The organism is Myxococcus sp. AM010, assembly GCF_013372585.1.
Lineage (GTDB): Bacteria > Myxococcota > Myxococcia > Myxococcales > Myxococcaceae > Myxococcus > Myxococcus vastator.
This window is the reverse complement of the sequence record NZ_JABXEO010000014.1, coordinates 44,888-57,819: the sequence shown is the minus strand read 5'-3', so window position 1 is coordinate 57,819 and position 12,932 is coordinate 44,888. Positions and strand designations below refer to the sequence as shown.

Below are 12,932 nucleotides of genomic sequence, written 5' to 3'. Positions count from 1 at the left end.
GCTACGGCAAGACTACGGGCGATGCTGAGCGTTGCGCACCTGGTTCCAGATGGCCACCAGCTCTTCCGACGACTCCGCGTACTGCGCGCCGAGCGAGAAGATGGCCTTCAGGCGCTCGCGGGCGCCCAGCCCGCCGACGACCACGGGAAAGGGCGCGCAGGCCCGGAGCGCGGCTTCCAGGACGGACGCGAACTCCTCCGGCGCGCGGGCGCGCACGAAGGACAGCGCCACCACGTCCGGACGCACCTGCGCGCAGGCCCCCTGGAGCGCCTCCGCTGGAGTGTCCGCGCCCAGCATCGTCACCCGCCACCCCTTGCGCTTGAGGTGGATGCCCAGCGCCAGCAGGCCGCCTTCATGGGTGTCCCCCGTCGGGCAGGCGAGCAGGGCGCGGGGCCCCACAGGCGAGGCGGCCAGGGCGTCATACACCTGCCGCAGGCGCTGGCGGATGAGGGCGGAGGCCAGGTGCTCCCGCGCGACGTCCAGCCGCACGCCCATCTCCCGCAGCAGGGGCAGCAGGAAGCGGTCGCAGTAGGTCTCCACCTCCATGACGGTCTGCGCGTCATCCAGCACGCGCGTCACCTCGTCCCCATCCAGGGCCCCCACGGAGGACCAGAAGCGCTCGCTCAGGCGCTCGGCTTCGGGTTGCGCGCGCGGCGGCGCTGTCTTCACCTGGGCGATGGCCTCGCTCACCGACAGGCCCTCCTCCTGGATGAGCCGGGCCACGCGCCGGACGGCCTCCACCTCCTCGCGCGAATAGACGCGGTAGTTGTTGCCCTCGCTGCGAAGTGGACGCGGGAAGCCGTAGCGCCGCTCCCAGGCGCGCAGCGTCGCCTCGCGGATGCCCGTCATGCGCGCGATGGTGCGGATGCGCAACGTCATGACGCCAGCCCCCGGGCCGCGTCCCAGCGCTCCGCCACGCCTCGCGCGCCGGACACCCGGCGCGTGAAGTCCTCCAGGGACGTCACCGCCGCCAGCCGCCGCACCACCGTCTCCAACCCCTCCTGGAAGACGGCCATGTCGCCGGGCGGATGCGGGGTGCCCACCTCCAGCAGCACGTCCGGGCGCTCGTGTTCGAAGAAGCCGTAGCGCACCGCGATGGGCAGGCACTCCACCTTCGCCACCCGCGCCAGCAGCTCCACGCCCCGCTCCAGTCGCAGGGGGAGCACGCCGAAGGGGCGGTGCTCGCCCTCCGGGAAGACGAACACCACCCCGCGGGGCCTGCGCAGCAGCTCCTTCGCGTAGCGCAGCGACGCCACCGACGACGTCGCGTCCTTGCGCCGGATGCTGAAGGCGCCAATGCGCGTGAGGAAGCGGTAGCGGCGCAGGTTCTCCTCGTCCATGAGGCAGTAGCCGTCCCAGCCCGCCGTCTGGCAGAGCTGGTTGAGCACGAAGCCGTCCCACCAGTTGGAGTGGTTCAGGTACACCAGCCGTCCCGGGCCTCCCGGCGGCAGCGTCCCGCGCACCCACAGCCCCCGGAACGCCGCGCGGAACTTCCAGCCGATGTACCGGTCCCACGCCCAGCCCAGCGGGCCTCCTTTCGCCGCGTGAATCACGACGCCCGGGCCTCCCCCAGCAGCGACACCAACGCGGTGAACAGCGCCAGGCCCAGCGACACCAGCACGCTGGTCACCAGGAAGAAGAGCACCTCTTCCAGCGGCACCACCCCCAGGTACACGCCCAGGTGCTTGCCTTCACCGAAGTTCCAGATGCCGGTGGAGATGGCCAGGTGGTCCGCGATGGACAGGTACAGCCCCATGATGAAGGCCGGCGGCAGCACCGCCTTGAGCACCGCGCCGGAGCGCTCCTTGTAGTGACGCACCAGCACCGCCAGCTGGAAGGCGATGAGCGGCAGCGTCCAGCCCAGCAGGTGGATGAGGTATGCCCACTTCGTCTCCATCATGGCGCCACCTCCCGGGCCGTCAGCGCGCCGTCGCGGCGCTCACCCGCCTCCGCCGCGGGCCGGGGCGCCTGGGCGTCCGGCGCCAGCACACGCGCCAGCCGGGCCCGGGCCCACAGCCCCACCAGCAGCGTCTGCAGGCCGAAGAAGAGGTACTCCTCCAGCGGCAGGTAGCCCAGCTTGATGCCCCAGATGCGCTCGGGGTCGAAGCCCCACAGGCCCCACTTCACCGCCAGGTTGTCCCAGGGCGACGTCGCCGCGTACACGACGATGAGCAGGAGCCCCATGGGCGCCAGGCTCCTGGCCGTGAAGGTGCGGCGATAGCGCCACGCCAGGAAGAGAATGGGCACCACCACGAACAGCCCGAGGAATCGCGCGTACGTCATCCCGGCCCTCCACTCAGCTCCGGAGCCACCCGTACCATGCGGCCTCCGGGTCGCAACGCATAGGTCTGCCCTCGCCACGTCACCGTGCCCTGCCGCCACAACGAGCGCAGGAAGGCCGCCAGCAAGAGCGCTTCGCCCAGCAACCAGTCCGTCACCGCGCAGGCCCGCCCCGCGTCCGCCACCGGCGCGTGGAGTCCGGCCAATCGCAACGCCAGCAAGGTCCGCACGGCCACCAGTCCCGCCACCGAGCCCGCCAGCACCGGTGAGCCCAGCGTCGCGGCCAGCACCGTCAGCGGCAGCGTCGGCGTGAAGAGCAGCGGCACCGTGGGGTACAGCGCGGGCCGGTGACTGGCCAGCACCTGCATCCAGCGCGTGAAGCGCGACAGCGGCGCGGCCCAGGGCACCTCGGCGTCCAGGGGCACCACCGCCGGGGCGCTGCTCAACACCACGTCCAGTCCCCGGGCGTGAAGACACTTGGCCAGCTCCAGGTCCTCGCCAATGTGGTCCGCCAGCCGCCGCAGCGACTCCACGGCCGCGGGCGACAAGCCCAGCGCCTTGCCACACACGGCCTTGGCGCCCGCGCTCATCGCGTCCAGGGCCCGGAAGCTGTGGTGCGTGTAGCGCAGCAGGCCCGCCATGGCCCGGCTCGCGCCGTCCCGAGGGCCGACCGGCAGCGGCGCCGCGGTGCTCAGCGCGGCGCCCGCGGCCACCGGCGCGGCCAGGCCTTCCACCAGCGCGCCCGTCACCGCCACGTCCGCGTCCACCGACAGCACCACCCTGTCACTCACGGGCAACACGTCCAGCGCATACAGCAGGTGCCCCACCTTCCGGTTGGGCGTCAGCGGATCGCTGGGAAGCCACCGCACCTCCGGGGCAAGCCGAGGCCGGTAGGGCGACACGACCACCTGCTCCAACGGCCCCGCGTAGTCGACGGGCTGCGCCAGGTTCTCCAGCTCCCGAGGCGTGGGCGCGTCCACCGGGCGCAGCAACAGCACCGATGGCAGCGCGCCGGGCTTGGGCGCGGTCCGCGCACGCGCACGCGACAGGCGCACGCACGCCACCGCGCTGAAGCCCGTGGCCACGGCGCACCACACCAGGGACGCGAGGACGAGCGCGCTCATGCCGCCCGTCCCATCCGCGTGCGGAAGTGCGCCATCCAGCGGATGAAGGGGGAGTGGAAGCGACGGAAGTCCGCCACCTCGCCCAGGGCGTCCAGCGGCCCCTGGCGCGCCTCCAGCCGCGCGTAGAAGGGCGACGACTCCAGCAGCTTCGGCTGTCCCACCACCATGTTGCCCGCGTGCAGCCGCGACGGCACGCGCAGCCCCCAACCGGTGATGTTGGTGGGCCGCGCCTCCCCCAGGGCAGGCCCTCGCTCGCAGCGCACGCCGCGCGCGCCGGCCACCACTCGCAGCGGCGCGACACCTTCGGGCAGGTGGTAGTCCACCACCGTCTCGTCCTCGCGGTGCGTGCGGGACCAGTGCCACCCCGACAACCGCGCCCCCAGCAGCTCTCCACCGTGGTTGGTGTCGTGGTAGCCCAGGCCACTCGCCTCGATGCCCAGCGAGGACACCTCCAGCCGTGCCTGCGAACGAGGCGCCAGCGCCTGCCAGTAGTGCGGCAGCCCAGGCATGAGCTGCACCACCTCACCCACGGGTGTCATCGGCTCCAGCGTCAGGCGTGCGCGCACGGGCCGCCCCCACGGCGCCGTCCAGTCGTCCACGGCCATCCGCACCGTGCCGTCCCACTCGTACGACAGCGTGGAGCGGCCAATGCGCAGCCGGCCCGGGGCCTCCAGCTCCGCGCGCGCGTACTCGCTGAGGACCCACAGCCGCCGCACCCCCTCGTGGTACAGCGCGAAGTTCACCGCGCTGTGCTCCAGCGGCCGTCCGCCGCGCCGCGCCGCCACCGAGTACCGGGGCGAGAACAGCGAGCCCAGCATGAAGATACACACCGCGCTGTAGGGCCCCGCGGTGACGTCCGCGTAGAACCAGCGGTAGGTGCCCGCCGCGTCCGGCAGGGCGGGGAGCTTCGCCAGGCGCGTCATGCGTTCCTCCGGAGGTGCCGCGAGGCCAGCTCCGCGGCGAAGCGCCCGGACAACATCACCAGCGGCACCCCACCGCCTGGATGCGTGCCGCCGCCCGCGAAGAACAGGCCCGGCGTGTCGCCGCGAATGCGCGGCCGGCGGAAGGGACCGAACTTCCCGTGCGGCAGGAAGCCATAGATGGACCCGCCCGGAGCCCCCTGCGCGGCCAGGTCCACCGGCGAGCGCTGGCCGATGACCCGCACGCGCCCCTTGAGCGCCGGGTAGTGCCGGCACAGCCGCTCCAGCATCTGCGCCTTCACGCGCTCGGCGCCTGCCTCCCAGTCCCGGGTGGCCTGCTCCGCGCCGCGCGCGTCCACGGGCAGCGCGGGCGCGTTCACCATGACGAACAGCCCGGTGCGGCCCGGCGGCACCATGCTCTCGTCGGTGGCGGACGGGTTGCAGAAATACACCGTCGGGTCGGACGCGAGCTGCCCGCCGAACAGCTCGTCGAACTCGCGCCGGTAGTCGCCGCCGAAGAGCACCGCGTGGTGCGGCAGGGCGATGCGGCCCTCCACCTCCAACAGCAGCACGAAGCCGGACAGCGCCAGGGGCTCCTCCGCGCGCGCGAGCCGCTCCAGCGGATCCGCGTTCACCACCACGCTGTCGAAGCGCTCCGTGCCCTCCTGTGGGCCCACCTGGTAGCCCTCGCGCGTGCGCTCGAAGCGCGCCCGCGTGTCCAGGTGGATGCGCACGCCCAGCCGGCGCACGGCCTGTCCCAGCGCCTCCACCAGCGCGCCGATGCCGCCGCGGACGTGGTGCACGCCGTAGGCCTGCTCGATGTGCGGAATCAGCGCGAAGGCCGCGCTGGCCTCGTAGGGGGACGCGCCCGTGTACGTGGCGAAGCGGCCCACGTACTGCCGCAGGTGGTCCGTCTTGAAGTGCCGGCCCGCCAGCTCATGCAGCGTGCCCAGCTTCATCCCCGCCATGACGGCCCCCACGCCGCGCTTCGCCACGCGCGTCATGAAGCCGGCCATGCCCTCGAAGGGCGCCTCCAGGTACGGCTCGCCCGCGGCCCGCCAGATGGCCGCGGCCTCCTGGTAGAAGCCGCGGATGCCGTCGCGCTCACCCGGGCGGACTCCCGCCGCGCTCTGCGCCATCCGCTCCACGTCCTTGTAGGCCGTGAAGTCACACCCGTCCTCGAAGCGGTAGGCGCACTGCGGCTCCAGCTCCGTGAAGCGCGGCAGCAGGTCCTCGGCGCCCAGCTGCTGGAAGGTGCCACGCACCAGGTGCGGCAGCGTCAGCAGCGTGGGCCCCGTGTCCAGGGTGATGCCATTGACGGTGACGGCCTGGGCCTTGCCGCCCAGCGAGGCGCCTCGCTCGAACAGCGTCACCTCGTGCCCGTCCTTCGCCAGCAATCCGGCGGCCGTCAGGCCACCGATGCCGCCCCCCACCACCGCGACGCGGGTGCGCTTCATGCCCCACCTCCCATGCGCCGCTGAAGCCCCGGGTTCATTCCATCGCCACGCATGACGCCCTCACCCTCCCGTCCCGGTGGGCAAGAGCGGCATGCGCGCCTCGCCCTGGGGGACGGGCAGCACCGCGGCGGGCCGCACCATGGCCGCGGAGGCCAGCGCGAGCTTGCGGCGCGTCGTCACGTGGGCCCGGGCGCTGAACACGTCATAGTCGCGCGCTTCGATGTCGCGCAGGATGTCGCCGTAGATGGCGCCCATCAGCCGCACCATCCGCTGGCTGCCGAAGCCCGTCAGGTAGCGCACCCCGGCCGCCGCCCGCGCGTAGTACGCCCGCGAGCGCTCCACCTGGAAGCGCATGAAGGACCGCCAGCGCGCATCCACCTGTCCGCGCCGCAGGTCCTCCTCCGACAGCCCGAAGGCGGCCAGCTCCTCGGCGGGCAGGTACACCCGGCCGCGCTCCCAATCTTCGCGCACGTCGCGGAGGATGTTGGTGAGCTGCATGGCCCGGCCCAGGTCGGCCGCGGGCTCCACCGCCGCCGCGTCCGCGCACCCCAGCACCGGCGTCAGCATCAGCCCCACCACGCCCGCCACGCGGTAGCAGTAGAGGTCCAGCTCCGCCCAGGTGGTGTAGCGGTGCTTCGTCAGGTCCATCTCCATGCCGGAGATGAGGTCCTGGAAGGGCTGCTCCGGAATCCGGAAGTGGCGCACCGTGTGCTCCAGCGCGGCGAACTCCCGCGCGTCCCACGGCGTCGCGGCCTCGCGGCCCTTCACCCGGTCCGCCGGCGGCCCCAGCTCGCGCGAGGCCAGCTCCGGCATGGGCAGATACAGCTCCGCCACGCGCTGCCGCGCCCGCGCCAGCCGCACCGGCAGCGCGTCGGCAGCGCTCGCCGCGTCGTCCCCGTCCACCATGTCGTCCAGGCGCCGGCAGAAGGCGTAGAGCGCGAACGCCGCCTTCCGCCGCAGGCCGAAGAGCAGGTACGAGGCGAAGAAGAAGCTCTTGGCGTGATGGCGCGTCACCTGCTTCGCCAGCACATAGCCGCGCGCCACCAGCGCCTTGTCGACAGGCGGGCTCACGCGGCCACCCCTTCCAGCGGCGCGGCCGTCCGGGGCGACAGCGAGACGCCCTGCGCCTGGGCCCACGTCATCAGCCGCTCCGTCACCAGCCGCGCGGAGATGAGCACCGTGGGCAGCCCCGTCCCGGGCTGCGTGGAGGCGCCGACGAAGAAGAGGTTCTTCACCCGCGCGTCCTGGTTGGCCGGACGGAACGGCCCAATCTGCGTGAAGTTCTGCGACAGGCCGAAGGCGCTGCCACGCGCCAGGTTGAAGGTGCCGGCCCAGTCGTCCGGGGTGAAGACGCGCTCCACCTCGATGTCCGACTCCAGCGAGGGGAAGCCCAGCTCCGCCATGCGCGCGAAGAACTTCGCGCGGACCTTGGGCCCTTCCTCCTTCCAGTCCAGGTCCGGGTGCTGGTGCGGCACGGGCACCAGCACGTAGAGCGCGTCCTTGCCCTCGGGCGCCAGGGACGCGTCGGTGCGGGTGGGCGCGTTGACGTAGAAGCTGGGGTCCTCCGGCACGCGGAAGCGCTCGAAGATGTCGTCGAAGGAGCCCTTGTAGTCCCGGCCGAACACCACGTTGTGGTGCAACAGCTCCGGGTAGCGCCGCTTCATGCCCAGGTAGAGCATGTAGCCGCTGGACGTGTAGCGCAGCTTCTCCTTGCGCTTGAGCGTCGTGGCCTTCGGGTCCAGCAGCTTGTCGTACGCGTAGGGCAGGTCCGCGTTGCACAGCACCGCGTCCGCCTCCACCACCTCACCGCCCTCCAGCCGCACGCCTTGCGTACGGCCGCCGTCGGTGAGGATGCGCTCCACGGGCGCGCCGTAGCGGAAGCGCACGCCCTCCTCGCGCGCCAGCCGCTCCAGGGCCTGGGGGATGGCATACAGGCCGCCCTTGGGGAACCAGATGCCCACGCCCAGCTCGGTGAAGGGCAACAGGCCGTAAACCGCGGGCGACGCGTAGGGCGACACGCCCAGGTACATCGTCTGGAAGGTCATCGCCGCGCGCAGGCGCTCGTCCTGGAAGAAGCGGCTGACGTCCCCGTACATGCGGCGGTGGGCGCGCACCTGGAAGATGCGCGCGAGCACGCGCGGCGAGAGGTAGTCACGCAGGCCCTCGTAGTTGCGCCCCACCAGGTGGTCCAGGCTCGTGCGGTACTGGACGCGGCCCTGGGCCAGGAAGGCGAGGTAGCGCGCATAGCTGCCGGGCTCCACGCGCTCCAGCTCGCGGCCCATGGCGCACAGCTCTGTCGTGAAGGTGACCTCCGAACCGTCCCGGAAGTGGACCCGGTAGTTCGGATCGCACTTGAGCAACGTCAGGTAGTCCTCGATGCGGCGGCCCACCGCGCGGAAGGTCTCCTCGAAGACCTCCGGCATCAGCACGATGGTGGGGCCCAGGTCCCACGTGAAGCCCTCCACCTGCAACCGGTTGCAGCGCCCGCCCGGCCCCTGCGTCTTCTCGAAGACCTGGACGTCGAAGCCCTGGTGCGCCAGCCGGGCGGCGGCGGCCAGCCCCCCACGCCCGCGCCCACCACGACAATGCGCCTGCCCTGTGTCGATGCGCTCATGGCGTCCTCAGGCGGCGCGGTGGGCCAGCCGGGCGATGAGCGCGTCGAGCAGCTCTCTCACACCGTTGGGATTGGGCAGCGACTGCAACGAGCGGCGAGCGGCCCGGGAGGCGCGCACCACCATGCGCTCACACGCGGCCCGGCCGCCACAGGACTCCACCAGCGCGCGGGCCCGCGCCAGCGCCGCCGCGTCCTTCCGCGCCACCGGCAGCGCCCACAGCGCCTCCAGCTCCGCGCGCTCGTCCGCGGCGGCGCGCGCGAAGGCGGCCAGCACTGGAAAGGTTCGCTTGCCTTGGAGGAAGTCGCCGTCAGCGGCCTTGCCAGCGACGTTCGAATCACCAAAAAGGCCCAGCAAATCGTCCCGAAGCTGGTAGGCAAGACCGACGTGACGGCCCACGCGCTCCAATCCTTCCACCATGCCGCTGCTGGCGCCGCCGAGCATGGCCCCGCACACCAGCGGGGCGCAGAAGCCGTAGCGCGCCGTCTTGAGATGCGCCACGCGCAGCGTCTGGAAGAGCGTCACCTCCGCCAGCGGCGCGCGCCCCAGGTCCAGGTCCAGGTACTGCCCGGCCGCCGTGTGACGGCACACGCCCAGGTAGTACTGCACCACGCCCGCGACGCCCGGCATCCCCGACCCCAGCATGGCCTCCAGCGCGCGCGCGAAGAGGTGGTCGCCCACCACCACGGCCAGGTCCTCCCCCGCGCGTCCGGGCGCCAGCATCCGGTGCAGGGACGCGGCGCCCCGCCGCAGCTCCGCCTGGTCCGCCACGTCGTCATGGATGAGGAGGAAGGTGTGCAGCAGCTCCAGGCCCGCGGCGAAGCGCCACAGCCCGGAGGGCACCACCGCGCTCCCACGCGCCAGGCAGTGTCCGGCCATCACCAGCGCCGGGCGGAGCCGCTTGGCGGGCCGCAAGGTATAGGCCCGGGCCTGCGACAGCGCCTGTGTCCAACGAACGTCCAGGCAGGCCTCGTCGGGGAGCTCGAACAGCTCCGCCAGCGAGGTCTCCACCTCCGCCTGGACCAGCTGCAGCCAGGCCTGCTCCAGAGGAAGCAGGCCCGTCGGCGGCTGCGCATCGGGAAGCGTGAGTGCCATGCTTCTTTCCTCCGAAGAACCTGATCCTTTGCTCCCTAGAGGTAGCGTTTGCGTCCAGAGCTTGTCAAGGGTATGTCTAAGGTTTGCGATAACCTTGTACACAGAGGTCCCCTCATGAAGGCGTGGATCGCAGGTGCGCTCTCCATCTCCCTGGCAGCGGGAAGCGCCCTGGGCGCGGCGCCTGCCACGGAGCCGGTGGACGCGACGTTACGCACCTCCGCGGGAAAGGAGGTCCGGCTTTCCAAGTGGCGCGGGAAACCGGTCATTCTGTTCTACGAGGACAAGGACTCGACCAAGCTCAACTCGGCCCTGAAGAAGGAGCTGTTCGCCCGGGGGAAGGAGCGCGGAATCCTGGACGCGGCCTGGGTGCTGGCGGTCGCAAACCTTCAGAATTTCGACTTTTTTCCGGCCCGGCAGATTGCCCTCTCCTTCGTCCGGGACGAGGAGAAGAAGGTGGGCGTGCCTATCCTGGTGGATATGGATGGAACGCTGGGGAAGGCGCCGTGGAAGCTGCCGGTGAAAACCTCCAACATCGTGCTGCTGGACGCCGAGGGGGCCCTGGTCTACCGGCACTCCGGCCGGATGAAGCCGGATGAGCTGACGACCTTCTTCGCCATCCTGAGCCGCCTGGTGGGCGTGGACCTGAATGACCCGGCGCCCTCGGAGCCCTCGCCGTGAAGGTGGCCGTCACCGGCGCGAGCGGCTTCCTGGGTCCAGGGCTTGTCCAAGGTTTGTTGGAGCGTGGACACCAGGTCCACGTCCTGGCCCGGAACGTTGAACACGCCCTGGCCCACCTGCCCGCCGGGGTGACGGGGGCGGCCTTCAACGCGGGCGCGCCGCTGCCGCCCGAGGCCCTGGCGGACGCGGAGGCCGTCGTGCACCTGGCGGGCGAGCCGGTGGCGCAGCGCTGGACGAAGGAAGGCAAGCACCGCATCCACGACAGCCGGGTGCTGGGCACGCGCGCGGTGGTGGCGGCGATGCGGGGCGCGAGCACGGTGCGGCGGTTCGTGTCGGCGTCCGCCATTGGCTACTACGGCGGCACGCGCGGGGCGGACCCGCTGACGGAGGAGAGCCCTCCGGGTGACGACTTCCTGGCCCGCGTGTGCGTGGACTGGGAGGCGGAGGCGATGCAGGCGCGCGAGTCCGGCATCACCACGGCGGTGGTGCGCATGGGCGTGGTGCTTCACCCGGACGGCGGCGCGCTCCACAAGATGCTCCCCCCCTTCCGCGTGGGCGCGGGCGGCCCGGTGGGAAGCGGCGAGCAGTTCGTGAGCTGGGTGCACCGCGACGACGCCAGGGATTTGCTCCTCTTCCTGCTGGCCCACCCCCAGGTGGAGGGCGTGGTGAACGCCACCGCGCCCACGCCGGTGACGAACGCCTTCTTCGCGCACATGCTGGGCCACGTGCTGGGCCGCCCGTCCGTGGTGCGCGTTCCGGCGTTCATGCTCAAGGCGGCCCTGGGAGAGATGGCGAAGGTGGTGCTGGAGGGCCAGCGCGTGCTGCCCCAGCGCGCGCATGAGGCCGGCTTCGTGTTCCGCTACCCGGAGTTGGAGGGCGCGCTGCGCGACCTGCTGGCATAGGGTGCGTGGATGGACGCGAAGACACTGGAGGCGCGGGCCCGCGCCGAGGGCACGCCCGTCATCGAAGCGGACACCGCCACCTTCGTGTGGCGTGGCCGGGGCCCCATCTGCCTCCAAGGTGACTTCCAGGACTGGCGAGGCAAGCCGCTGCCCCTCAAGCGCGTGGCGCCCGGGCTGTGGGCTCGCACGCTGACGCTGCCCGCGGATGCCTACGTCGAATACGCGCTGGAGGACGCGCGCGGCCAGCGCGTGGAGGACCCGCTCAACCGCCACCCTTCCGACAACGGCCTTGGCGGCATCAACCATTCGTTCCACATGCCCCGGGCCCGCTCTTCCCTGCCCGCCCGGCACCCGCGCGGCGCGCCCCGGGGCCGCGTCACACGGCACGTGGTGGACACGGGGGACGTGGACCTGCCGGGCCAGCGCCGGGTGTACCTGTACGCGCCGCCCACGGACGCGCCGGCGCCGCTGCTGGTGGTGTACGACGGCGAGGACTACCTGCGCCGCGTGCGCCTGCCGGAGCTGGTGGACACCCTGGTGGCCGAAGGCCGCATGCGTCCGGTGGCCCTGGCGCTCGTGTGCAACGGCGGCGACACGCGCAGCACGGAGTACGCCTGCAGCGAATACACGGTGGGGCTGCTGAAGTGGAAGGTGCTGCCGCTGGCGCGCCAGAAGCTGTCGCTGGTGGACGAGCGGCGCAGCCCCGGCGCCCACGCGGTGCTGGGGGCCTCGCTGGGCGGGTTGATGGCGCTCTACACCGGCCTGCGCATGCCGGACGTCTTCGGCCGGGTGCTGTCGCAGTCCGGGGCCTTCGCGGTGGAGGGCCATGACTTCGTCGTCTTCGACCTCGCGCGGCACCCGCCCCGCCGCCCGCTGGACGTCTGGCTGGACTGCGGCCGCTTCGAGGGCCTGCTGGCGGGCAACCGCCGCATCACTCCCGTGCTCTCAGAAGCCGGGCATCAGGTGGAACTCCGGGAATACAGCGGCGGGCACAACTACCCGGCGTGGCGGGAAGACCTGGTGCACGGGCTGGAGCGCCACTTCCCTCCCTGGCCCGCCAAGCGCCGGGAGTCATTGCGCTTTTCCGGGCGCTGACGCGGGCCCGCCCGCCGTGCGAGGGGGTCGCGGCGGACGCACGTTAGGGGCGGGACGCAACTGGAGCCACACCGCGCCCGATAACCTACATGGGAATTCCCGGAGCTCTGTCCGCGCCGGGCCCCATCCCTGGAGCCCCCCATGTCTCGCATTGATGGTGGTAACCGTCCGTCCTCGCCCAAGGGCACGGCGCCTGAGCGCGCCAGCGCTCCGGAGCAGCGGCCGGCCTCCGGCGCCGCCACCCAGGGGACGACGGGCGTCCAGGCGCACCGCACGGTGCAGACGTTCCAGGGCCGCAGTGACTTCGAGCCCGACCGGCGCCCCACCCAGCGCGGCGTGGCGGCGCCGCCCCCTGACGCCACCGCCATCGCGGGCGCCGACGCGGAGCTGGAGCTGCTCTCCGAGTTTCCCGACCAGGCGGACGCCCAGGGCGGGCTCGCCTCCGCCATGCTGCACGCGCACGCGAACGAGCCCGCCTCGCAGGCCCGCATCGTCGAGCGCTTGAAGGAGGACGGCCGCCTGGAGTCGCTCTTCGGCGAGGTGTTCCGCGAGGGCAATCCCTACGTCGAGCAGCCGCACCGCAGCGCCGTCGTGCGCGCGCTGGGGACCGCCATGGCGCGGGGCACGGTGACGTCCGACGACCTGCGCGCCTTCGCTCGCGGCGCCTACGCGCAGGAGTGGCGGCAGATTGGCTCTGAGCTGACGCCCTCCCGCCCCCTCACGGAGAAGCCGTAGCGCACGAGCCGGATGCACCCATGAAAGCTCCTCG

General features: G+C 72.2%; 14 protein-coding genes. 4 read left to right on the top strand and 10 right to left on the bottom strand.

Annotated features, from left to right (window positions below):
• Positions 1-12: 12 nt before the first annotated feature.
• From HV826_RS10095 to HV826_RS10050, 10 genes are all read right to left on the bottom strand, one after another.
• Positions 13-879 (bottom strand): MerR family transcriptional regulator, encoded by an 867-nt coding sequence (locus tag HV826_RS10095; protein WP_176416791.1) that lies wholly within the window; start codon positions 877-879, stop codon positions 13-15.
• Positions 876-1,553 (bottom strand): lysophospholipid acyltransferase family protein, encoded by a 678-nt coding sequence (locus HV826_RS10090; RefSeq protein WP_176416790.1) that lies wholly within the window; start codon positions 1,551-1,553, stop codon positions 876-878. The genes HV826_RS10095 and HV826_RS10090 overlap by 4 nt, the downstream gene beginning before the upstream one ends.
• Positions 1,550-1,900: a lycopene cyclase domain-containing protein gene (locus tag HV826_RS10085; RefSeq protein WP_176416789.1), complete on the bottom strand. Its 351-nt coding sequence runs from the start codon at positions 1,898-1,900 to the stop codon at positions 1,550-1,552. The genes HV826_RS10090 and HV826_RS10085 overlap by 4 nt, the downstream gene beginning before the upstream one ends.
• Complete coding sequence (locus tag HV826_RS10080; protein WP_176416788.1) at positions 1,897-2,283, bottom strand: lycopene cyclase domain-containing protein; 387 nt, start codon at positions 2,281-2,283, stop codon at positions 1,897-1,899. Before HV826_RS10080 ends, HV826_RS10085 begins: the two co-directional genes overlap by 4 nt.
• Complete coding sequence (locus HV826_RS10075; protein WP_176416787.1) at positions 2,280-3,404, bottom strand: glycosyltransferase; 1,125 nt, start codon at positions 3,402-3,404, stop codon at positions 2,280-2,282. The genes HV826_RS10080 and HV826_RS10075 overlap by 4 nt, the downstream gene beginning before the upstream one ends.
• Positions 3,401-4,327: a carotenoid 1,2-hydratase gene (locus HV826_RS10070; RefSeq protein ID WP_176416786.1), complete on the bottom strand. Its 927-nt coding sequence runs from the start codon at positions 4,325-4,327 to the stop codon at positions 3,401-3,403. Before HV826_RS10070 ends, HV826_RS10075 begins: the two co-directional genes overlap by 4 nt.
• Positions 4,324-5,781, bottom strand: coding sequence for an NAD(P)/FAD-dependent oxidoreductase (locus HV826_RS10065; RefSeq protein ID WP_176416785.1), 1,458 nt, complete (start codon positions 5,779-5,781; stop codon positions 4,324-4,326). Before HV826_RS10065 ends, HV826_RS10070 begins: the two co-directional genes overlap by 4 nt.
• Positions 5,782-5,841: 60 nt before the next feature.
• Complete coding sequence (locus HV826_RS10060; RefSeq protein WP_176416784.1) at positions 5,842-6,852, bottom strand: phytoene/squalene synthase family protein; 1,011 nt, start codon at positions 6,850-6,852, stop codon at positions 5,842-5,844.
• Positions 6,849-8,321, bottom strand: a complete 1,473-nt coding sequence (locus HV826_RS10055) for an NAD(P)/FAD-dependent oxidoreductase (RefSeq protein WP_255217142.1) — start codon at positions 8,319-8,321, stop codon at positions 6,849-6,851. Before HV826_RS10055 ends, HV826_RS10060 begins: the two co-directional genes overlap by 4 nt.
• An 81-nt stretch (positions 8,322-8,402) precedes the next feature.
• Positions 8,403-9,488 carry a polyprenyl synthetase family protein gene (locus HV826_RS10050; protein ID WP_176416783.1) on the bottom strand — a complete coding sequence of 362 codons (1,086 nt, stop codon included), beginning with the start codon at positions 9,486-9,488 and terminating at the stop codon, positions 8,403-8,405.
• 114 nt (positions 9,489-9,602) lie between these two features.
• On the opposite strand from HV826_RS10050, the gene HV826_RS10045 reads away from it, so the two are divergent.
• From HV826_RS10045 to HV826_RS10030, 4 genes are all read left to right on the top strand, one after another.
• Positions 9,603-10,166, top strand: a complete 564-nt coding sequence (locus HV826_RS10045) for a peroxiredoxin (RefSeq protein ID WP_176416782.1) — start codon at positions 9,603-9,605, stop codon at positions 10,164-10,166.
• A complete protein-coding gene (locus tag HV826_RS10040) occupies positions 10,163-11,068 on the top strand; it encodes a TIGR01777 family oxidoreductase (RefSeq protein ID WP_176416781.1) in 906 nt (301 codons plus the stop codon). Before HV826_RS10045 ends, HV826_RS10040 begins: the two co-directional genes overlap by 4 nt.
• A gap of 9 nt (positions 11,069-11,077) precedes the next feature.
• Positions 11,078-12,163, top strand: coding sequence for an alpha/beta hydrolase-fold protein (locus tag HV826_RS10035; protein WP_176416780.1), 1,086 nt, complete (start codon positions 11,078-11,080; stop codon positions 12,161-12,163).
• A 141-nt stretch (positions 12,164-12,304) separates the two neighbouring features.
• Entirely contained in the window at positions 12,305-12,898 is a 594-nt protein-coding gene (locus HV826_RS10030; RefSeq protein ID WP_176416779.1) for a hypothetical protein, read from the top strand.
• Positions 12,899-12,932: the final 34 nt, after the last annotated feature.

Coding starts and splice junctions, on each gene's coding strand:
- HV826_RS10095 (WP_176416791.1), bottom strand. CDS start 879: ATGACGTTGCGCATCCGCACCATCGCGCGCATGACGGGCATCCGCGAG.
- HV826_RS10085 (WP_176416789.1), bottom strand. CDS start 1,900: ATGATGGAGACGAAGTGGGCATACCTCATCCACCTGCTGGGCTGGACG.
- HV826_RS10080 (WP_176416788.1), bottom strand. CDS start 2,283: ATGACGTACGCGCGATTCCTCGGGCTGTTCGTGGTGGTGCCCATTCTC.
- HV826_RS10075 (WP_176416787.1), bottom strand. CDS start 3,404: ATGAGCGCGCTCGTCCTCGCGTCCCTGGTGTGGTGCGCCGTGGCCACG.
- HV826_RS10070 (WP_176416786.1), bottom strand. CDS start 4,327: ATGACGCGCCTGGCGAAGCTCCCCGCCCTGCCGGACGCGGCGGGCACC.
- HV826_RS10065 (WP_176416785.1), bottom strand. CDS start 5,781: ATGAAGCGCACCCGCGTCGCGGTGGTGGGGGGCGGCATCGGTGGCCTG.
- HV826_RS10050 (WP_176416783.1), bottom strand. CDS start 9,488: ATGGCACTCACGCTTCCCGATGCGCAGCCGCCGACGGGCCTGCTTCCT.
- HV826_RS10045 (WP_176416782.1), top strand. CDS start 9,603: ATGAAGGCGTGGATCGCAGGTGCGCTCTCCATCTCCCTGGCAGCGGGA.
- HV826_RS10035 (WP_176416780.1), top strand. CDS start 11,078: ATGGACGCGAAGACACTGGAGGCGCGGGCCCGCGCCGAGGGCACGCCC.
- HV826_RS10030 (WP_176416779.1), top strand. CDS start 12,305: ATGTCTCGCATTGATGGTGGTAACCGTCCGTCCTCGCCCAAGGGCACG.